This window comes from Halocynthiibacter sp. C4, from assembly GCF_028823805.1.
Classification (GTDB): domain Bacteria; phylum Pseudomonadota; class Alphaproteobacteria; order Rhodobacterales; family Rhodobacteraceae; genus Falsihalocynthiibacter; species Falsihalocynthiibacter halioticoli.
In genome coordinates, this window is sequence record NZ_JAPEIE010000001.1 from 860,696 (window position 1) to 881,281 (window position 20,586).

Annotated in this window: 22 protein-coding genes; 17 read left to right on the forward strand and 5 right to left on the reverse strand. The window is 52.0% G+C overall.

Annotation, left to right across the window (positions count from 1 at the left end; genetic code table 11):
* Window positions 1-5: 5 nt before the first annotated feature.
* A complete protein-coding gene (locus OU789_RS04250) occupies window positions 6-185 on the reverse strand; it encodes a PLDc N-terminal domain-containing protein (RefSeq protein ID WP_263953697.1) in 180 nt (59 codons plus the stop codon).
* A gap of 390 nt (window positions 186-575) precedes the next feature.
* Here OU789_RS04250 and OU789_RS04255 point away from each other — a divergent pair, with 390 nt between their 5' ends.
* The gene (locus OU789_RS04255) at window positions 576-2,102 is read left to right on the forward strand and encodes a phospholipase D-like domain-containing protein (protein WP_274653600.1); all 1,527 of its coding nucleotides are present in this window, start codon (window positions 576-578) and stop codon (window positions 2,100-2,102) included.
* Between the two features lie 405 nt (window positions 2,103-2,507).
* Window positions 2,508-3,245: a hypothetical protein gene (locus OU789_RS04260; protein ID WP_274653602.1), complete on the forward strand. Its 738-nt coding sequence runs from the start codon at window positions 2,508-2,510 to the stop codon at window positions 3,243-3,245.
* A gap of 38 nt (window positions 3,246-3,283) precedes the next feature.
* On the opposite strand, the gene OU789_RS04265 is transcribed toward OU789_RS04260, so the two are convergent.
* Window positions 3,284-3,808: a CBS domain-containing protein gene (locus OU789_RS04265; RefSeq protein ID WP_274653604.1), complete on the reverse strand. Its 525-nt coding sequence runs from the start codon at window positions 3,806-3,808 to the stop codon at window positions 3,284-3,286.
* Between the two features lie 84 nt (window positions 3,809-3,892).
* On the opposite strand from OU789_RS04265, the gene OU789_RS04270 reads away from it, so the two are divergent.
* Window positions 3,893-4,081, forward strand: a complete 189-nt coding sequence (locus tag OU789_RS04270; protein ID WP_274653606.1) for a hypothetical protein — start codon at window positions 3,893-3,895, stop codon at window positions 4,079-4,081.
* Here the strand turns inward: OU789_RS04270 and nqrM are convergent.
* Window positions 4,078-4,314: a (Na+)-NQR maturation NqrM gene (gene nqrM, locus OU789_RS04275; protein ID WP_274653608.1), complete on the reverse strand. Its 237-nt coding sequence runs from the start codon at window positions 4,312-4,314 to the stop codon at window positions 4,078-4,080. The genes OU789_RS04270 and nqrM overlap by 4 nt on opposite strands.
* Window positions 4,315-4,326: 12 nt before the next feature.
* Window positions 4,327-5,352 carry an FAD:protein FMN transferase gene (locus OU789_RS04280; protein ID WP_274653610.1) on the reverse strand — a complete coding sequence of 342 codons (1,026 nt, stop codon included), beginning with the start codon at window positions 5,350-5,352 and terminating at the stop codon, window positions 4,327-4,329.
* A 168-nt stretch (window positions 5,353-5,520) separates the two neighbouring features.
* On the opposite strand from OU789_RS04280, the gene OU789_RS04285 reads away from it, so the two are divergent.
* The 6 genes from OU789_RS04285 to nqrF are packed head-to-tail and all read left to right on the forward strand — an operon-like array spanning window position 5,521 to window position 11,365.
* The gene (locus OU789_RS04285) at window positions 5,521-6,864 is read left to right on the forward strand and encodes a Na(+)-translocating NADH-quinone reductase subunit A (protein WP_274654514.1); all 1,344 of its coding nucleotides are present in this window, start codon (window positions 5,521-5,523) and stop codon (window positions 6,862-6,864) included.
* 3 nt (window positions 6,865-6,867) lie between these two features.
* Complete coding sequence (locus OU789_RS04290) at window positions 6,868-8,067, forward strand: NADH:ubiquinone reductase (Na(+)-transporting) subunit B (RefSeq protein WP_274653613.1); 1,200 nt, start codon at window positions 6,868-6,870, stop codon at window positions 8,065-8,067.
* Window positions 8,060-8,869, forward strand: a complete 810-nt coding sequence (locus tag OU789_RS04295) for a Na(+)-translocating NADH-quinone reductase subunit C (protein WP_274653615.1) — start codon at window positions 8,060-8,062, stop codon at window positions 8,867-8,869. The genes OU789_RS04290 and OU789_RS04295 overlap by 8 nt, the downstream gene beginning before the upstream one ends.
* A complete protein-coding gene (locus OU789_RS04300; RefSeq protein WP_263953672.1) occupies window positions 8,866-9,519 on the forward strand; it encodes an NADH:ubiquinone reductase (Na(+)-transporting) subunit D in 654 nt (217 codons plus the stop codon). The genes OU789_RS04295 and OU789_RS04300 overlap by 4 nt, the downstream gene beginning before the upstream one ends.
* The gene (gene nqrE, locus OU789_RS04305; protein ID WP_263953671.1) at window positions 9,519-10,127 is read left to right on the forward strand and encodes an NADH:ubiquinone reductase (Na(+)-transporting) subunit E; all 609 of its coding nucleotides are present in this window, start codon (window positions 9,519-9,521) and stop codon (window positions 10,125-10,127) included. Before OU789_RS04300 ends, nqrE begins: the two co-directional genes overlap by 1 nt.
* Window positions 10,128-10,141: 14 nt before the next feature.
* Window positions 10,142-11,365, forward strand: coding sequence for an NADH:ubiquinone reductase (Na(+)-transporting) subunit F (gene nqrF, locus OU789_RS04310; protein ID WP_263953670.1), 1,224 nt, complete (start codon window positions 10,142-10,144; stop codon window positions 11,363-11,365).
* Window positions 11,366-11,813: 448 nt separating this feature from the next.
* Here the strand turns inward: nqrF and OU789_RS04315 are convergent, their stop codons facing one another.
* Complete coding sequence (locus OU789_RS04315) at window positions 11,814-12,560, reverse strand: heparan-alpha-glucosaminide N-acetyltransferase (protein WP_274653618.1); 747 nt, start codon at window positions 12,558-12,560, stop codon at window positions 11,814-11,816.
* Window positions 12,561-12,937: 377 nt separating this feature from the next.
* Between OU789_RS04315 and OU789_RS04320 the strand changes: the two genes are divergently transcribed.
* The 8 genes from OU789_RS04320 (at window position 12,938) to OU789_RS04355 (ending at window position 20,551) form a co-directional block, all read left to right on the forward strand.
* Complete coding sequence (locus OU789_RS04320) at window positions 12,938-13,654, forward strand: FadR/GntR family transcriptional regulator (protein ID WP_263953668.1); 717 nt, start codon at window positions 12,938-12,940, stop codon at window positions 13,652-13,654.
* Between the two features lie 14 nt (window positions 13,655-13,668).
* Window positions 13,669-14,871 (forward strand): mandelate racemase/muconate lactonizing enzyme family protein, encoded by a 1,203-nt coding sequence (locus tag OU789_RS04325; RefSeq protein ID WP_274653621.1) that lies wholly within the window; start codon window positions 13,669-13,671, stop codon window positions 14,869-14,871.
* Window positions 14,872-14,904: 33 nt separating this feature from the next.
* A complete protein-coding gene (locus tag OU789_RS04330) occupies window positions 14,905-15,876 on the forward strand; it encodes a sugar ABC transporter substrate-binding protein (RefSeq protein WP_274653623.1) in 972 nt (323 codons plus the stop codon).
* Between the two features lie 66 nt (window positions 15,877-15,942).
* Window positions 15,943-16,929, forward strand: a complete 987-nt coding sequence (locus OU789_RS04335; RefSeq protein ID WP_263953665.1) for an ABC transporter permease — start codon at window positions 15,943-15,945, stop codon at window positions 16,927-16,929.
* Window positions 16,926-17,657, forward strand: a complete 732-nt coding sequence (locus OU789_RS04340; protein ID WP_263953664.1) for an ATP-binding cassette domain-containing protein — start codon at window positions 16,926-16,928, stop codon at window positions 17,655-17,657. Before OU789_RS04335 ends, OU789_RS04340 begins: the two co-directional genes overlap by 4 nt.
* 11 nt (window positions 17,658-17,668) lie before the next feature.
* Window positions 17,669-18,412, forward strand: a complete 744-nt coding sequence (locus OU789_RS04345; RefSeq protein WP_274653625.1) for an SDR family oxidoreductase — start codon at window positions 17,669-17,671, stop codon at window positions 18,410-18,412.
* 3 nt (window positions 18,413-18,415) lie between these two features.
* The gene (locus tag OU789_RS04350; RefSeq protein WP_274653627.1) at window positions 18,416-19,330 is read left to right on the forward strand and encodes an aldose 1-epimerase; all 915 of its coding nucleotides are present in this window, start codon (window positions 18,416-18,418) and stop codon (window positions 19,328-19,330) included.
* 213 nt (window positions 19,331-19,543) lie between these two features.
* Window positions 19,544-20,551: a Bug family tripartite tricarboxylate transporter substrate binding protein gene (locus OU789_RS04355; protein ID WP_263953661.1), complete on the forward strand. Its 1,008-nt coding sequence runs from the start codon at window positions 19,544-19,546 to the stop codon at window positions 20,549-20,551.
* Window positions 20,552-20,586 lie beyond the last annotated feature (35 nt).

The window sequence follows — 20,586 nt, forward strand, 5'->3', positions numbered from 1 at the left end:
TATATTCAAGCGCCCTTGGGGCCAGCGAGGAACCAGATAATGAAACCAATAATCGGCAGCACTAAGATCAATAGAATCCACAAAACCTTGTTAAGGCCAGGCGCTCCGGATTGAAGCACCTTCACAATTGCCCAGATATTCAAGATCAGGACGATTAAGCCACCTAAACCCGTAAAAATATCCATTTTCTGTTCCTCTCTCTTTTCTTTTTTGCTGTTCGTTAACGGGTAATTAACGCGAGAGAAGTGCATTGGTTCCCAAGTTAGTGCGTTTTTCGGGGTCTTGGGCGTCAAGGGCGCTGAATGAATGGGCGTAGATTGATGTTAATTGGGGCATATTCTCGGCCATTCGCGCAACGCACAGCGTTGGATCGCTCCCCGTTCAGGAACGCTTAATTCGCGGAGTTTACGCCAGTTGAAACGGTGGGGCCTCGAAGGGAACCGCGTTTCCGCCAATTCTTAGGGTTACAAAGTGATTGTGAATTCTGGAACAAACCGGCTCGGCCAGCGTTGAGTTAGCGAACAATATAGTTAAGGGTAGATATTCTGCCCTCAATTGGAGGACATCTCGCCGCCATGAACGCCACCGCCGATTTAGAGCAGAACAACTCATTGTTTGAGGAGGGGCGCAACTGCTGGCGCGTCGAAACCGCGAATAACTACGACATGGTCGTTGATGGGGCGGCGTACTTCAAGGCACTTAGAGAGGCCCTGACCAAAGCTCAACATCAGGTCATGTTGATCGGATGGGACTTTGATCTAGAGATAGAAATGCTTCCGGGCGAAAGTGACGATAGCGGTATCGCGCCCGACGGTTATCCCAACAAGGTTAGGGGGTTTCTGGAAGCTCTGGTAGAAGAGCGGCCCGAGTTGGACATGTATATTCTTCGCTGGAGCGGATCGACAATTGTCGCCCCCGGGCGGCTCGTACCTGCAATGCGGTTGCGTTTGAATGGTCCAAAAGACATACGGATAGCGTTGGATGGCCGCCATCCTGTCAGCGCGTGTCATCACCAAAAAATTGTCGTGATTGATGATGCTGTGGCGTTCTGCGGCGGAATTGACGTTACGGATGCCCGATGGGATACGCCTGATCATGCCCCAAAAGATCCGCGACGTGTTTTACGGAACGGTGAAAACGCAGAACCTTGGCACGATTTAACCAATGCGGTGACTGGCCCCGCTGCGCAAGCTCTCGGAGATCTTGCACGTGCGCGGTGGACCCGTTCCACGGGCGAAAAACTGGCTGCTCCGAACCCTGCAGATGATGATTATTGGCCTGCATCACTTCCTGTTGCTTGTCGGAATGTGCGTATCGCGATCTCGCGAACCGAGCCACCGGAAGATGATCAGGCACTAATAAACGAGATCGAAGAGATGGTACTCGATCAAATCGCATCTGCAAATTCTGTGATCTATTTGGAAAGCCAGTATTTTGCGTCTGATGAGATTGCAACAGCCTTGTCACGGCGCTTATCCGAGGATGATGGGCCGGACATTATCATAATCAATCCAAATGAAGCACAAAAAGAAGTTGAAGATAAAGCGATGCACGTCACGCGGACGCGGCTTATTCAGCAACTACGCAAAGTGGATCACGAGAACCGATTGCGTATTGCTTCTCCGGTTAATGCCGCGGAGGAGGCAATATATGTGCATGCTAAGGTCTGTATCGTGGATGATAAATCGATTCGGATCGGATCGAGCAACATCAATCGTCGATCGCTTGGGTTCGATACAGAATGTGATCTGACGGTAGAGGCTCAGTCTTCTGAAGTCGGGGAGGCAATTGAGTGTTTCCGCAATCGTTTGCTGGCTGAGCATTTGGGCTGTGAAGTTTCTGTACTAAAGCAAAAAATTGCTGACGACGGGCGCGTGGCGAAAGTATTTGATGCGCTCAACAAGGAAAAGGGGCGCGGATTAAGAGATATCAAACACAAAGAAGACACTGGTTTTGGTAGCTTCCTCGCGAACACCAGAATGCTCGATCCAAGATATGAGCGCGGCACAGAAAGCCGAACCCGCTTCAGCGGACGGCACATCGGATTTGGTATTGCCGTTCTTTGCGTGCTGGCATTCCTTTTTCATATTCTAACAAGTTGATGGGAAAGCATTGTGCATCTTAGTACTAGCAAGCTTTTTCAATGGATTACCGACAAAAATACGCGGTTCTTGTTCGTCAATAACTCTGTTCCCAGTAGTTCTGAATTCGATGCTTATGAGATTGCAATAGTTGGAAAGCAAAACCAAACGGAATGCTCTGTCCGATTAAGTATTCGCGAACATTGTTGCTTCCAGTAACGCAAATAATCAAGGAATGAGGCCATACCTTTCCAATCCATAACTACGACACAGTCGGAAACAGCAATCTAACTTGCAATTCATCAACTCCTCAGTTGCTCTTAACCGGTCGCTCCTTGCTCGGATCGAGACAACCTCGTTTTCTGCTGGAAAATCTTCGCGAACCTGCGATGTTCAACGAAGATTAGAATGACAGGAATAAAGCTAATGACGGAAGCGGGTCAAATTGATGAAGCAATGCCAATTGCGGCGTCTGAGCGTTATGGCCGTGGGCAGATCAATCTAACTGATTTAGCTGATCGCTTCGGTTCTGACAAAGGCTCTAAAAAGCATCGTTACTCCGAGCTTTACCAGATGTTGTTCCTACCGTACCGCGAGCGAGAATTGACGTTCCTTGAAATGGGCCTACAGATCGGAGGCCCGGAGCACGGAAAGCACGCGGATAGACCAACAACAGATGCGCCTTCCATTCGGATGTGGCTCGAGTTTTTTCCCGATGCGCATATTCACGGGCTCGACGTGTCGGATTTCAGTTGGTTTTCCGATTCTCGTTTTACGTTCCACCGATGTGACATGGATACGCGTGAAAATATTCGCGAAGCAATGCATGACGTAAGCGAATTTGATATTGTCATCGATGATGCGAGCCATGCTTCACACCACCAACAAAACGCGTTTCTTGAGCTGTTTCAGAAAGTTAAATCTGGCGGTCTCTACATCATCGAAGACCTACGTTGGCAGCCACCAGAAATGGAGCGACCTGATTACCCGAAAACGTCAGCGCTCTTTCAAGAATACATTAAGACAGGTGTGTTTGCTCATAACGATCCACATGTCGCAAAAGAACTTAACGCAGCGCGGATCGATATCTCCGGATGCTTCGTATTTCAGGCTAAATTCGACAAAAAACGCCGTGATCAGGTTTTGGTTGTTCACAAGCGCTAAGTGCGCGTTCGATTGCGAACCTCTGGCCCGATTTCAACTTATCCCACAATCATTTGCTTAAGCTGCAGCGCTTCGTGTTCAAGCTCCGTCAAGCGGTAGTTAACGACATCGCCAATCGTGATCATGCCGCAAAGCTTGCCGTCTTCCATGACTGGCATGTGTCTGAATGTACCTTTGGTCATGCGACGGGAAACCTCGATGAGGTTGTCGTCAGGGCCACAGGTTTCGACGTCGTGGGTCATGTTGTCTGAAACCTTCTGTGGAAGGGTCTGGCCGGGGGTTTCCGCAAGTTTCCTTACGATATCCCGCTCCGACAAAATTCCGACGAGCGCGCCGTCTTCTGTTGTGACAACAAGCGCACCAATCCTGCGATCTTTTAAAAGGGTCACCGCTGTCTTGATCGTATCATCTGGACCAATCGTGTAAACGCTGCCGCCCTTGGCCTCTAGCACCTTGGCCACCGTCGCAACCTCTTTTACCGTGTTGGTCTCTGTGGATTGGCTCGTGGTCTTAGCTTCGGATTTCTTGTCTCCGCGCATGGGCGATTGATAAGAAGTTGGCATGGCGTGGCACCTCCGTCCTTGATTGCAAGGGCTGCTATATACCTGTAATCGTAACCGGAAAATTACGAAGAAGGAAAGAGGGCCGTGCCAGAAACAACGATTTTCCTCAGCCCCGCTTTGGCGACGCTGCTCTTTATTATCGCTGTGATTGCGGGATACAGGTATCGAATGGTCTGGAAAACCGAAGGGCCGCGATGGCAGCTTTGGGTGTGGGGAATTCTGGCCGCAGGCTGTTTGCTTCTTGTCGGCTTCATTCCGCTCGACGGCGGTTAATCTGGGATTACCAAGCCTTTTGTATCTTTGGCATTGCTTGCACAAGAAAGACGATCGCGGAGCGGACTGTTCGGGTCGATTTCCTTGTTGCACACGACGCAGTGATCCGCGCCGCTGATGGCATTCAGGCCGCCGCAGCTACCTTTGATCCTCTTTCCCATGAAAATCACGCCAAGCGACATGCCCAGCATGATTGTCAAAAGTAATCCGAAAGCAAATACAAACGTAGCCATAGCGGAACCTCTCTAGGCGCTCATTGCCTCAAAGCGTGGGCTGGCGATTGGTATGAACCCGCTGCCGTCCTCAGAGCGATCAAGGAAATAAACAGCCAAATCAAACTCTTCTGCAACTTCGAGCCCACGCTCGCGGCCAAGTACCAGCATCGCGGTTGACCATGCATCGGCGAGCATTGCGTTCTCCGCGAATACGGTTGCAGAGGCGGTTGCGTGGGTGACGGGCATACCTGTTTGGGCGTCAAGAATATGCGAGTAACGCACACCGTCGCGCTCAAAATAGTTTCGGTAATCACCAGATGTGGCCACGCCATAGTTAGACGCACCAATAACTTTTTGAGCCGCGCGCTCAATCAGCGTCGGTTTCTCAATGCCGATCTGCCACGGCTTACTTTCCGCATTCAGGCCGGAAGTCACGAGATCGCCGCCGATTTCCACCATGAAATCATTGAGACCAAGTTTGCGCAGTGAAGCGGCAACGCGGTCTACACCGTGACCCTTGCCCAGAGCAGACACATAGATTTCTGTTTCAGCAGCGGATTTGGAAAGCGCGTTGCCATTCACAAGCAAGTCGCCGCCAACGCCATTTGTTGTCATTGCGTCCGCAATTGCGCGCTCGGTTGGCATATTCGCGGACGGTCCATTTGCACCAAATCCCCAAAGATCGATCAATGGGCCAACGGTGAGGTCAAATTTACCGCCTGTTGCGGCTTTGATGTCCTGCGCGGTTGTCACGACCTCTGCGAGGGCAGGGGACACAGCAAAAGAACCTGTGGAACGCGCGGTGTTAAAGTTGCTGATTTCGGAGGAAGCGTCCCAGTTGGACATCTCCGCGTTGACTTGCGCCAGCGAATTCCGAATCGCTGAGAGCACATCGCCCTCGCTCAACGCGCGGTCGCGATCCACGGCAACGACTGTATATGTCGTGCCCATTGTGTGGCCTGTAAGCTCAAAAACTCTTGCTGCGTATTTACATGCGGCAAGTGCAAGAGGAGCCAGGAACACGGCGCGTCGGGTTATGGTGAAACTGTTTGTCACGGCATTCGTCTTTCTTCTGGCGGATGTATTACACAGATTTTCGCCCATGAATTGCGACAAAGTAGCCTAAAATGCAATACAAGACTACAAACTATGTATTTTGGGGGTAGCGGTTGCTCGTTCAGGAATGTTATTGGCATCCCAGTTTTAATATGGATACCTGAAAAGATCGTGGAATTCACGCTGAAAAAGGGACTCGACCTTCCAGTCGAGGGAGCACCGGCCAAGGGAATTACCCAAGGCCCAAAGGTGACGACGGTTGCTGTTCTTGGGGCCGATTATATCGGGCTGAAACCAAGACTCGCAGTCGAAGAGGGGGACGTGGTGGCCTGTGGCGCGCCTATTTTCGCCCATAAAGATACACCTGATGTCAAAGTAACCTCGCCTGTTTCGGGCCGTGTGCGTGCTGTCAATCGCGGCGCGCGTCGCATGCTCATCAGCGTTGAGGTCGAAGTTGACGAAACCGCTGCAGAGGCAGTTGATTTCAGTTCTGTTGGCAATGAAACGACAGCAGACGGAATCGCGGAACGCCTTGCGCTTTCGGGGCTTTGGACATCGTTCCGAACGCGCCCCTATTCCAAGGTTCCAGACGTAAGCGAGCGCCCTGCAGCGATTTATGTCACTGCGATGGATACAGAGCCGCTTTCTGCGGATGCTGCCGAGATTATTGCCGACTCGCCCGAAGCCTTTACAAAAGGTCTCGCGGCAGTTGCTCAGTTGTCAGAGGGGCAAACTTATCTGTGCCACGAAAAAGGTGCGGATGTTCCCGGTGCAGATGTTCCAAATGTGACGGCAGCAGCCTTTGCCGGAGTGCACCCAGCGGGCCTCGCCGGAACCCACATGCATTTTCTTGAGCCACCAACCGCGACAAAGACAGTTTGGACTATTGGCTATCAAGACGTGATTGCGATTGGCCGTTTGATGGAGACCGGAAAACTCGACTCCGCGCGTGTCATCTCGCTTTGCGGACCGTTGGTTTCGGAGCCGCGTATTGTTCGTACGGTTGCAGGCGCATCTATGGTCGAACTTACGCAAGGCGGACTGGAGAGCAATGTTCCAACTCGCCTGATTTCTGGTTCTATTCTTAGCGGACGTGCGGGCAGCGGACCGGATGCATATCTTGGGCGATACGCGCGACAGCTTACAGTGATCGAAGAGGACCGAAAGCAAATCCCAATGGGATGGATTCGGCCAATGTCGAGCAAATACGCGTTTCAGCCTGTTTTGGGATCAGCCTTTTCCAAGAAACTCTATGCGCTGACATCAAATCTGAATGGTGGCCGTCGTGCGATGGTGCCGCTTGGAACCTTTGAAGAGCTGATGCCGCAAGATTACCTTCCGACACAATTGCTTCGAGCAATGTTGGTTATGGATACCGACACCGCTCAAGCATTGGGTGCGTTGGAGCTTGACGAAGAAGACCTTGGTCTTGTCGGGTTTGCTTGTCCTGCGAAATATGAATATGGCATGGCGCTGCGCGACTGCCTCACGAAAATCGAGAAAGAGGGCTGACACATGGGATTGCGCAGCTTTTTTGACCGGATCGAACCACAGTTCCTCAAGGGCGGACGGTTCGAGAAGTATTTTCCTGTCTATGAGATGGTCGAGAGCTTTCTCTACACGCCAAAAACCGTAACGACAGCCGCACCGCACGCGCGCTCCTATGTCGATATGAAGCGGATCATGACCTATGTTGTGATCGCAACGATCCCCTGTATCCTCGTGGGGCTTTGGAATATTGGCTATCAGGTCAACACTGCATTCGAGACACTCGGTCCATCCGGTTGGCGCGCTCTTGTGCTCGATACATTCGGAATCGGCTTTAACGCGTCCAACCCATTTGCAAACTTCTTGCATGGGGCGCTGTATTTTCTCCCAATCTATATAACAACGCTTGTTGTTGGCGGGATTTGGGAAGTTCTGTTTGCAACCATCCGCCGCCATGAAGTGAATGAGGGTTTCCTTGTTACATCAATGCTTTACGCTTTGATCATGCCGCCGGATGCTCCGCTGTGGCAGGTTGCGCTCGGTATTTCGTTTGGCGTTGTGATCGGTAAGGAAGTCTTTGGCGGAACTGGCAAAAACTTCCTCAACCCAGCACTCACTGGCCGTGCTTTCCTGTATTTCGCATATCCTGCAAATATGTCGGGTGATACGATCTGGACACCGGTTGACGGCTTTTCCGGCGCGACAAGTCTCGCGATTGCAGCGGCAGACGGATATCAGGAAATCATCGCACGCGGCACAACTTGGATGGATAGTTTCATCGGGGTAGTGCAGGGCAGCATTGGCGAGACGTCCGCGCTCGCTTGCTTTATCGGCCTTATTTTCCTTCTCATTACCAAGATCGCCAACTGGCGTCTTGTCGTCGGGTGTCTTGCGGGCATGATCGGGTTTTCAACACTGTTGAACGTGATCGGCTCTGATACAAACCCGATGTTTGCAATGCCGTGGTACTGGCATCTTGTTGTCGGCGGTTATGCATTTGGTCTTGTGTTTATGGTCACGGAGCCGGTCTCGGCCTCCCATACAAACCTTGGCCGCTATATTTATGGGGCGTTGATCGGCTTCATGGTGGTGATGATCCGTGTGGTTAACCCAGCCTTCCCCGAAGGTATGATGCTTGCGATCCTATTCGGTAACGTATTTGCGCCGCTCATCGACTACTTCGTCGTTCAGGCGAATATCCGCAGGAGGGCGCGTCGCGATGCCTGACGAAAACCAAAACAAAGGCCCTCTGCGCCGTTTTCTAGACCTACCAACGGACTCTGTACCCAAGACGATATTCGTTGCGGTTGCCCTTTGCCTTGTTGCGTCTATGGTCGTGTCGGCTGCGGCTGTTGCCTTGCGCCCGCTTCAAGAGGTCAACAAACTTGTTGATAAGCAGATTAACATTCTCGAAGTTGCCGGCCTCTACGAGGAAGGCACCGATGTTGTCGAAGCCTTTAGCGTATTTGAGCCGCATATCGTGGAACTTGCCACTGGTGAGTTTACCGACGAGTTTGACGTAGAGACTTTTGACGGCCTTGCTGCGGCGAGCGATCCAGAACTATCGATTGAGCTGGACGATGACCCTGCATCCATCGGCCGTCAGTCGAAGTATAAGACGATTTACATCCTTCGGGATGATGCGGGTGAAATCGACAAGGTGGTATTGCCAATCCACGGCTATGGGCTTTGGTCCACGCTTTACGGGTTTATTGCGCTCGAAGAGAACGGCAACGATATTTTCGGCCTGCAGTTCTATGAGCATGGAGAGACACCTGGTCTTGGCGCCGAAATTGACAACCCGCGCTGGAAAGCGCTTTGGCCAGGCAAAAAGCTGACTGACGAAGACGGCTCATTGCAAATCACTGTCGCCAAAACGGCACCTCCTGCCGGAGACGAGCACCACATTGATGCGCTCGCGGGGGCAACCCTCACGTCGGTGGGTGTGAACAACCTTGTGCGCTTCTGGATGGGTGAGGCCGGATTTGCGCCATTCCTTGAGAAGCTGCAATCGGGAGAAATCTCATGAGTCAGACACGGAAACAAATGCTGACCGACCCGTTGGTCGACAACAACCCGATCACGCTTCAGGTTCTTGGGATTTGTTCCGCGCTCGCGGTGACGTCCTCGCTGCAGGTTGCTTTTGTTATGTCGCTGGCTGTGACATTTGTAACGGCCTTCTCGTCGATGTTCATTTCGATCCTGCGCAACCAAATTCCCGGCTCCATCCGGATTATCGTTCAGATGGTTATCATTGCCTCACTGGTGATTGTGGTGGATCAGGTACTCAAGGCATATGCCTTTGAAATTTCAAAGACGCTTTCGGTTTTTGTTGGGCTGATCATCACCAACTGTATTGTGATGGGACGTGCAGAAGCGTTTGCGATGAAGAACCCGCCGATCGCTTCGTTTATTGATGGCGTTGGCAACGGTCTTGGCTATGGCCTGATCCTGATGCTTGTCGGTTTCTTCCGCGAGCTGTTTGGCTCCGGCAGCCTGTTTGGCATCACGATTTTCCAGACTGTGAACAACGGCGGCTGGTATGTGCCGAACGGAATGCTTCTGTTGCCACCATCGGCGTTCTTCTTGATTGGCTTGATCATCTGGGCGTTCCGCTCCTGGAAGCCAGAGCAAGTCGAAGAGCGTGAATTCAAAATCCAGACGGTTGAGGAACACTGATGGAAGGTCTCATTTCTCTTGCCGTAAAGGCCATTTTCGTTGAGAACCTCGCGCTGTCGTTCTTTCTCGGCATGTGTACGTTCATTGCCGTATCCAAAAAGATCTCGACCGCAATCGGGCTTGGTATTTCGGTGATGATTGTGCAGGCGATTACTGTTCCTGCTAACAATTTGATCCTGAACTATCTGCTCGCGCCGGGTGCGCTGGCTTGGGCTGGTTTCCCTGATGTTGATCTTACCTTCCTCGGGCTGATCTCCTATATCGGTGTGATCGCTGCTCTGGTTCAGATCCTTGAAATGGTTCTCGATAAGTACTTCCCGCCGCTCTACAACGCGCTCGGTGTTTTCCTGCCGTTGATTACTGTGAACTGTGCAATCCTCGGTGGTTCGCTCTTTATGGTGCAGCGCGATTACAACTTCGCGGAGTCGCTAACTTATGGCGTTTCATCAGGCTTTGGCTGGGCGCTTGCGATCACCGCGATGGCCGGTGTGCGCGAGAAGCTGAAGTATTCGGATATTCCTGCTGGCCTTCAGGGGCTGGGCATCACCTTTATCACCGCTGGATTGATGGCGATGGCCTTCATGTCGTTCAGCGGCGTTAAACTGTAAAGGAGAGAGGACACATGCAAACGTTCACGCTTGGCGTCATTCTCTTTACTCTGATCGTTCTGGCGCTTGTCACGATCATTATTCTGGCACGGTCGCGACTGGTTTCGACGGGTAACGTCGACATTACCATTAACGGTGAAAAAACGATCTCTGTTCCGGCAGGGGGTAAACTTCTGCAAACACTAGCAGAGCAGAAGCTCTTTGTGCCGTCGGCTTGCGGTGGCGGTGGAACTTGTGCGCAATGTCGCGTGCGAGTGCATTCGGGTGGGGGCTCAATCCTGCCTACCGAAGAAAGCCACATCACCAAGCGTGAGGCCGCCTGTGGTGATCGGTTGTCCTGTCAGGTCGCGGTCAAACAAGATATGGATATCGAAGTTCCTGAAGAGGTCTTCGGCGTAAAGAAATGGGAATGTACCGTCCGCTCCAACGAGAACGTGGCGACCTTTATTAAGGCGCTGGTTCTTGAACTGCCCGAAGGCGAAGATGTGAACTTCCGCGCTGGTGGCTATATCCAGATCGAAGCTCCGGCACATAAGCTCAAGTACACTGACTTCGACGTCGAAGAGGAATACCGCGAGGACTGGGACAAGTTCAATCTCTGGCGCTATGAATCCACCGTCACAGAGCCAGTTGAGCGCGCGTATTCGATGGCGAACTATCCGGATGAAAAGGGCATCATCATGCTCAACGTCCGTGTGGCAACGCCGCCGCCAGGAAGCGAGGGTATCCCGCCCGGCCTGATGTCGTCTTATATCTTTAACCTCAAGCCTGGTGACAAGGTTACGATCTCTGGTCCGTTCGGCGAGTTCTTCGCACGTGACACCCAAAAAGAGATGGTCTTTATCGGTGGTGGCGCTGGTATGGCGCCAATGCGGAGCCACATTTTCGACCAGCTCAAGCGCCTCAAAAATCGCGATCGCAAGATCAGTTTCTGGTACGGTGCGCGCTCCAAACGCGAGATGTTCTTTGTTGAAGATTTCGATCAACTTGCCGAGGAGTTCGATAACTTCGAATGGCACGTTGCGCTTTCCGATGCGCTACCAGAAGACGATTGGACCGGCTACACTGGCTTCATCCACAACGTTCTTTACGAAGAATACCTAAAGAACCATCCGGCGCCCGAAGATTGTGAATACTACATGTGTGGTCCGCCCATCATGAACCAGTCCGTGATCAACATGCTGCTGGAACTCGGCGTTGATCGCGAAGACATCATGCTTGATGACTTCGGCGGATAACGCCTTAACAACGGAAAATATGCGCTTTTGAAGCGTTGCAGAACTGAAAAGTCACCCTAGGAAACTGGGGCGATTTTTCGTTTGTCAAAAGCTGTACCGAACGTTTGTTGATGCGGAAATTCTCGTTGAGAGTGTGGCGCATTCGCTTCGCTGTAGCTGTTGAAAAGGCGCTGCTAGGGGCTTTTTCAGGCTCGGCGATATTCCGGCGAATATGGGGCTTTGGGGGCAGCTTCGTTCGTCCGTTATCTGAGAGCATATTATGCCTTTTGCGCGCGGGCTTATCGAGAATGTGATGCTCGTTGAAAGCGCAATTTGCGGCCTATCTGTTAAACGAAGGATTTAGCATTGCGCGTGCGGGTTTGACGTCAGAAACTTGCCGAGAGGACGTGGCGTCGCGTTTCAATCCCTCAAGTCGGCGCTCAATTAAGCAGTCAATCTCTGCCGCATATCAGGCAGATAGATTTTTCACGGCCATAAGCGTGCCGTAGAGAATAGGTTGATGAAGCAGGTAGATCACCAAGCTGTGCCTTCCGGGCCAGAGAAGGAGGGCTGGCGGCTTATTCGCGCTGTCTTGAAGTGGCAGGCGGGGGGCAATTAGCTTGGCAGTCAGTAATCCAGCGAGAAGTGCGGCGAGCCATGGGATGAGCGGCTCATAGTCGAGCATATATGGAATTTGGGTTCCAAGGCCCGTCCAGATAAGCAGGGGAGCGTTGAACGCGACAAGCTCGACATTGTTTAGAGCATAGATCAAAACAATTAGTCCTAACAGGACAAGACTTGGAGATCGCAAGAGCAGCATTCCTATCAAAGATGAGGCGGCGATTGAGTGAAGGATGCCGAAACGGATCCATCCGTTTGGAAATGTGAAATAAGTGACAACGGATATCAAAACAGCGGCGAGGGTAAGAACTCCCAGACGTCGCCAGAATGGCCGCCAGCGTGTTTTCTCGCCATGTGCGAGCCAAAGACTGAAGCCGGCGAGGAAAAGGAAGCTCGCGGCGATGCACTTCGCAAACCACACCCAACCGCTGGCGTACATTGTGTCTGGGGCAATAAATCCAAGCGCGGAAAGGTCCCAGAAAAAATGATAGATGATCATCGCAAGAAGTGCTGCGGTTCTTGCGATATCAATCGCGGGTATACGCGCATTATGTGGGTTATGGGCCTCTGCGACTAAATCTGCTTGGTTGCTCATCCCGAGAGGTGTCCCGCTTCTCTTCTATTACTGCCCAATGAACAAACTCACGCGCATTGGCTTCGCACGTGCTTTCCAAACACTAGTAAAATTCATGCTCGCGGTCACGCCAGAAAAGGGGGGGGGATGCAGTTCATATACTTCAGTTCAGGCAGCAAACTGGCGGCCACGTGACTAGCAGGGTTATTCACATGCAATGCTCTTCGGTTCAATGAATGATGTCTGAAAATAATTTAAAAACAAAGTGTTATTGGTGGTCCGTGAGCAACATGCTGCGGCGATTTCATTCGTTGACAGAATCTAAACGCGATTCTATATACAGTTTATCCCTAACCTGTCGTACAGGTTTGCAATGAACTGTAAAATAGGAATGCGTTGTGAGCACACTTCAATCCAAGGAAAAGGCAAGTGCCGGTCGTGTCTCGGAAACGGTGAGCGCCATCACGGCGCATATCCGCAATGAAGAGCTGGGGCCGGGGGATAAGCTTCCATCCGAGGCACTGTTTTCCAAGGAATTGAATGTGTCGCGCACTGTTGTTCGCGAAGCGTACCGCTCCCTCGCGGCGCTCCATTTGATTGAGCTGAATACGGGCAAACGCGCGACGGTGGCGCAGCTTGATTACGCCTCTATGTCACCGCTGATCGAGCATGGCGTTCATACCGAGCAAATCTCTATTCAGCAGGTTTACGATGTGCGCCGGACGATTGAGGTGCGGACCGCAGCTCTCGCTTCGCTTCGCCGCACAGATGAACAAGCTCGTGTCATTCTTGAGCATGCAGTGGCGATGGAAGATTGCTTCGATACTCCAGAGCAAATGATGGAGCACGATATCGCTTTTCATCTGGAAATCGCTAAAGCGGCAAAGAACCCGATCTATGCGCTGATTGTTGGAGCGTTTGAAGGCGTTACCCGCCAGACATGGCCAACTGGTTGGCGGAGCCGCACAGATATCAACGAACAGAAGAAAATGCTGCAAATCCATAGAGATCTTGCCAACGCAATTGCGGCTGGCGACCCGACCAAAGCCAGCGACCTTATGGCGCTTCATTTTGACGAGAGTGTGCGCGCATTGATCGCTGCTGGCATTTCCTAAAAGAGCAAAAAGCAATGAAAATCACTAAAATTGAAACGATCCGTATCGAAGAACGCCCCAACTTGTTGTGGGTGCAGGTTCATACCGACGAGGGGCTTGTGGGCCTCGGTGAAACGTTTTTCGTGGCGGAGACGGTTGAAACCTATCTGCATGAATATGTCGCGCCACGCGTGATCGGGCGTGATCCGCTTCAAATCGACCTCTTGGCCAATGAGCTTAATGGGTACCTCGGCTTCCGATCTTCGGGTGCAGAGGTGCGCGGAAATTCGGCATTTGACATTGCTCTATGGGATTTGTTCGGCAAGGCCGTCAACCAACCAATTGCGCAGCTTCTTGGTGGCTTTAGCCGGAGCGAGATTCGGACTTACAACACGTGCGCCGGAACAGAATATATTAAGAAAGCTACAGGTCAGCAGTCCGAGAACTACGGAATTGGTGCGAATGCACAGTACGATGATCTGAATGGGTTCCTCAACAACGCCGATGAGCTTGCGCTGTCCCTCTATGAAGAGGGTATAACGGCGATGAAGATTTGGCCGTTTGATATGGCCGCAGAGAAGAGCCGCGGCCAGTATATCTCTGGGCCGGATATGGATAAGGCTTTGTTGCCGTTCCAAAAAATCCGCGATGTTCTAGGCAATAAGATGGACATCATGGTTGAGTTCCATTCCATGTGGCAGCTCCTGCCCGCGATGGAAATTGCTCGTGAGCTCGCCGAATACAAGACGTTTTGGCACGAAGACCCGATCAAAATGGACAGCCTATCGAGCCTCACACGCTATGCGCAGGTGAGCCGTGCGCCGATCTCGGCGTCGGAAACTCTGGGGACGCGTTGGGCATTCCGAGATCTATTGGAAACCGGTGCGGCGGGCGTAGTGATGCTCGACATCAGCTGGTGCGGTGGCCTTTCCGAAGCGCGCAAAATTGCGTCAATGGCCGAGACATGGCATCTGCCGATTGCGCCACACGATTGCACTGGGCCAGTGGTTCTCGGGGCGTCGACGCATCTTTCACTCAATGCGCCAAATGCAATTGTTCAAGAGAGCGTGCGCGCTTTCTACAAGACTTGGTACCGCGATCTCGTGACAGCGCTGCCAGAAGTTTCAAACGGCATGATTACCGTTCCACCAGGGCCTGGCCTTGGAATGGAGCTCCACCCCGATCTCGACAAGGCATTTACCGTGCTGCGCCGGACATCGGATCAATCGGATATTTGACATCTGAACAAAACTTAAAGGGAGGAATAAACAATGAAAAAACTACTTAAGGCGACGGCATTGGCGACAGCATTGCTTGGAGGAGCAGCTGTGGCGGAGCCAATGAACATCGTGTTCACGCATCATTCTTCGGCGTCCAACCCGTTCTGGCAGGCCGTGAAAAAGGGCTTTGATGACGCGTGCGAGAAGATCGAAGCAAACTGTCAGATGATCTTTACCCAGACCGAAGGCGCGATTGACCAGCAGGCCGCAAATATGATGGCTGCGCTGGCGCGTAATCCAGATGCGCTTTTGACATCGATCGTTGATAACAACGCCTTTGATGAAATCCTACAGGGCGCAGTTGATAACGGCGTTATCACGATGGCCGTTAACGTAGACGATACTGAAGGCGCGGCGGGCAACGCGCGTCAGGCCTTCATTGGACAAGGTTTTGTTCCAGCGGGGTATTCGCTCGGTAAAGCGATGTCGGAGTTCTTCCCTGCTGAAGGCCCGATCAAGGCTGTAGTCGGCATTTCTGCGCCGGGTCAGAACTGGTCTGAACAGCGTGGCGCGGGTGTCATGCAATTCCTTGAGGAGTTCAAAGAAGCGAACCCTGATCGCGAAGTTGAGATTGTACGCCTTGATACGGGTACGGACGGAGCGGTTGTTGCAGAACGTGTTGGTGCATACATCAACGCCAATCCTGATACGACGGCATATTTCGACACAGGCTTGTGGCACGCCTATGTTGCTCAAGTGCTTGCAGATCGCGGTATCGAACCGGGCAAGGTCTTGATGGGTGGTTTTGATATCGTCGCTGAGGTGCTTCAGCAGATGGAAGCCGGATACATTCAGGTTCAGGTTGACCAGCAGCCATATATGCAAGGCTTTATTCCTGTGATGCAGGCCTATCTTGCACATACGGTCAAGCTGTCTCCATCTGATGTAGACACAGGCCAAGGCATCGTGCGCGCCGAAGACGTGCCAGCGCTTTGGGATCTGGCCAAGCAAGGCCTTCGCTAAGACATAAGCGGGCCGGTGCCGCATGTGGCGCCGGCCATTTCTTTACCCGATTAGAGACAGGCAAGAATGAAACGACTACTCAAAATCTATATGGAAAAACCCGAACTTGCGGGCATTGCCTTTCTGGTTTTGCTCGCAATCGTGTTTCAGGTGCGCTCCGGTGGGGTTTTTCTGAATTTACAAAACCTTCAAGGCATTCTTGGCCTTTTGCCGGAAATGGCCCTTGTTGCGATTGGCGTTACGCTGCTGATGATATGCGGCGAGTTTGACCTTTCTGTTGGCTCTGTGTTCGCGTTAACGCCTATGACGATGGCGGTTCTTCTCGAAGGAGGAATGCCATTCATTTTTGCCTTTTCTATTGGGCTTTGTGTCGCGCTTCTGATTGGTTTTGTGAATGGATACCTCACGATCCAATTCAACATACCGAGTTTTATCACAACACTTGGTATGCTTTTCGTTGCGCGCTCAATCACGGTTGTGATTTCTGGTGGGTTCCCGCCTCTTTTGCCAAATGGCGCGATCCCGAAGTGGTTATTCACAAGCTATGTCGGGCCGGGTGATCTGATCCGTATGTCGTTTGTGTGGTTTCTTGCTTTTGCAATACTGATTGCGCTCCTGTTGTCGCGCACGAATTTCGGTAACTGGGTGCGCGCGACTGGAGGTTTCCTGCCTGCTGCGCAGTCGATGGGTATTCCAACCAAACGCGTAAAAATCGCGACCTTTATGATCTGCTCATTCCTTGCTGGGTTTGCAGGTTCCATTCAGGTCATGCGCCTTGGTGCGCCGCTTCCGTCAATTGGCGAGGGCATGGAACTTCAGGCAGTTGCCGCAGCGGTTATCGGCGGAACGGCCCTAACGGGCGGTATCGGAACAATACTTGGCGGGATTATTGGCGCGACACTGATCCGCGTGATCGATAATGGCCTTGTCTTGTCTCAAGTCGACGCGAACTGGTTCAAAATGGCACTGGGCGCACTGACCGTATTCGCTGTGATTTTGAATGCGTGGCTCCGGAAGAAAGCAAAATCTATTAAAGTGGAGACAGGTAAATGACGGCGCCCATCATTCAGGTCAAAAATCTCCACAAATGGTACTCCGGCGTGCATGCCCTCAAAGGAGCCACTCTGGATTTTCGACCAAACGAAACTGTCGGCCTTGTCGGAGACAACGGCGCGGGAAAGTCGACACTGATCAATATCCTCTCGGGAACACAGGCACCTTCGGAAGGTGAAATCTACTTTGAAGGGCGCAAGGTCTCCTTCAAGGGGCCTCGGGATGCGATGGATGAGGGGATCGAGACGATCTACCAATACAACTCCATGGTCCCGACCATGTCGATTGCTCGTAATATGTTCATCGGTCGGGAGCCGATCAAATACGGGATTGGTGGCATTGGTATTCTGGATACGAAGCGTATGGCAGAGGAAAGTGTTCAGGCAATTGCCGATGTCGATCTGCACCTGCGTTCGCCGGACGCGCTTGTGGGAGAGCTTTCAGGCGGTCAGCGTCAGGGTGTTGCGATTGCGCGAGCGATGCATTTCAAATCAAAGGTTATGATCCTCGACGAGCCCACGAACCACCTTGCTGTTAAGGAAACTCGCAAGGTCATCGGTTTTGTACAATCGCTGAAATCGCTTGGCATTACGGGTATATTCATCAGCCACAACATCCACCATGTGTTTGAATGCTGTGATCGTATTGTTGCGATGGCCCGTGGTGAGATCGTGTTGGATAAGCCCGTTGGCGAAACCAATATGGATGAAATTCTGGACGTTCTTTAGGGGAGGCGAATATGGGACAGCTAGATGGTAAACGCGTACTTCTAACCGGCGGGCTAGGCACGCTCGGGCAGGCGCAGGCGAGAAAGTTAGCAGGTGAGGGGGCTGAGATTGTAATTCTTGACCGCCCAGACAGCGAGAACGCAGCGGCGCGTTGTGCAGAACTTGGTGCGAATGTCTCGTTTCTTGGCTGTGACCTCAACGATCTTGAGGCGGCAAAAGCAACGGTACAGGCCGAGGTGGAGAAAAGCGGTGGTTTTGATGTCTTGATCAACAACGCAGCTCTTATCATTAATCGCCCCTTCGAAGAGTTTTCGCTTGAGGAATACGAGGACCAGATACGCGTGAACTCGAGTGCGGCGTTTGCACTTGTTGGCGTCTGCGCGCCCGCAATGAAGGAAAAAGGGTGGGGTAAGATCATCAACTTTACTTCGGTGACGCTGAAGGGGATTTTGGATGGTTATGTGCCGTATGTCGCCTCCAAGGGCGCGATGCTTGGCCTGACCAAGTCACTTGCGCGCGAACTCGGGCCATTTGGCATCTGTGTGAACGCTGTTGCACCTGGCGCAATTGTTTCGGATGCCGAAGCGCGTGTTTTTGGCCACAAAGCCGAGGAATACAGCCAATGGGTTCTGGACCAGCAGTGCCTGAAAACTCGGATAGAAGCGCCTGCTGTTGCGAACCTCGTAGCATTCCTTGCTTCGCCACAGTCAGACGCGATTACTGGCCAGAATATTGGCATTGATGGCGGGTGGTAAGTCTTGGAGTTCGTCACGTTAGAAAACAAAACCACCAAGCTGGTTGTCGCACCTGAACTTGGGGGCGGCATCGCCTCGTTCGATGCGAAGACAGGCGCGGGCGCAATGCCCGTGCTGAGGCCCTTGGCGGATGGTGCAACGGAGCCTTTCGACCTCGCGTCAAACATTCTTGTGCCGTTTTCGAACCGAATATCAAACGGCGGATTTGATTTTGATGGTAGATTTTGGGAGCTAGAACCGAACCTTAAAGGGCAGACCTTTCCAATTCACGGCGATGGCTTTCAGAAGCCATGGGGTGTTCAGTCAACGAGTGATCTAAGTGCGGAGCTAAGGCTCCAGAACGGAGAAATCGGGCCATTCCGCTATAGCGCGAGAGCGGGATTTGAACTTGAAGACCGAATGCTAACCCATTGGATTGAGGTCACGAATAACGGCCCGAGATTGCCGTTTGGCGGTGGTTTCCATCCATGGTTTCCGCGACGAGCAGATACAACGCTTCAGTTCAATGCCGAAACCGTTTGGCTTGAGGATGAGCAACACTTGCCAGTTGAAGAAGTCCCTCTCTCTCAGGCAAAGGATTTCGACTATGCGGCTTCACGTGCATTGCCCAAGGGGTTGATTAATGCAGCGTTTACAGGCTGGCAAAGAGTTGCACAAATCTGTCAGCCGTCGCTTGGGCTTGATATCTGGGTGACGGCAAATTCGTCGCTGGATACGGCGCTCGTATTCTCGCCGAATGATCAATCAGACTTCTTCTGTTTCGAGCCTGTAAGTCATGCGGTTGACGCTCATAATCAGCGAGGGAAACCCGGTTTGGCGGTTTTAGAAACGGGTGAAACCAAGCGACTTGCGATGAAAATTGCATGGGTTGAACATGGGCGATTGCCAGACTTCACGCAGTTGATGAGCGACTTTTAGAGTTGTTTGAATACGCCCGAAGCTCGCGAGCTTCGGGCGTAAATATTTGAAATAAAGCAATTTTAACTTTCATCCCAAGGGGGGCGTGTCACGCCTCTGCTTTGTTTTGTCTTAGTCACAACTTAGCGAAACGGCTTTTTTGCAGTTTTTGTTGACTCTTTTCCAATTTGCAATACTAGTTACCTACTAGTTGGTAATATATGGGAGGAAGACATGCTTAATAAGATTCTGAAAGCAACGATATCTGCCACGATTATGGCAGCCGCTGTTCCATCATTCGCAGACACATGGAAACCAGATCGTCCGATTAACATCATTGTGCCGTGGTCGGCTGGAGGATCGACTGATCAGGTTACACGTGTTGTTGCGCCAATCCTTTCGGAGGAGCTAGGAGTGGCCGTTGTTGTTGTGAACCAGCCGGGAGCATCTGGTTCTGTTGGCACAAAGACAGCGCTTGAAGCGCCGCGTGATGGCTACACTTGGACTGCTAACGCCATCGCGAACAATGCGACATATGCGGTTACTGGTTTGCTTGAGGATACGTCGATCGAAGACTACGCCGTATATCTTCACGTTGCGAACGCACCACTTGTGAGTGTTAACCCGTCGTCACCATATGAGGACTTCGGCCAATTGCTTGAAGCTATGCGTGGTGAGGATGTGACTGTGGGTACTGCGGGCGTGAACTCGTCGGGTGGTATGGCGCTTGCAGCGATCAAAGAAGCCGCTGGCGGCGAATTTGGTGCACGTATGGTGACATATGACGGCGGCAACCCAGCGGTGATTGCTGCGGTATCTGGCGAAGTTGTTGCAACAACGCAGTTGGCCGTTGAGCAAACTGAGATGGCCAAAGCTGGTCAGTTGCGTCCGCTTGCCGTTTTGTCTGATAGCGAATTGGTTGTCGAAGGCCTTGATCCTGTGCCGCCGATTACGAAGTGGCTTCCAGAAATGGATATCGCTCCGGATTACTTCGGTGTGTTCATTCCAGTTGGCGCGCCAGACGAGGTTTATGAAACAGTTTCCGAAATCTGGGAGCGTCGGATCATGAATTCGCCCGAGCTTCAGGAATATGCTTCTAGCCGTGGTGCCGTGTTTGCTCCAAGCCATGGTCAGGAAGCGATTGACCGTTCCATGCCCGTTGTCATCGCAGAGGCTTGTGCCCGTGTGGATCGTGGCGAAGCCGTTGTCGATCCTTCCGAATTTGGCATCAGCTGCGAATAATTCGGCTATACTCTGAACAATGGTGGCGGCGCGCA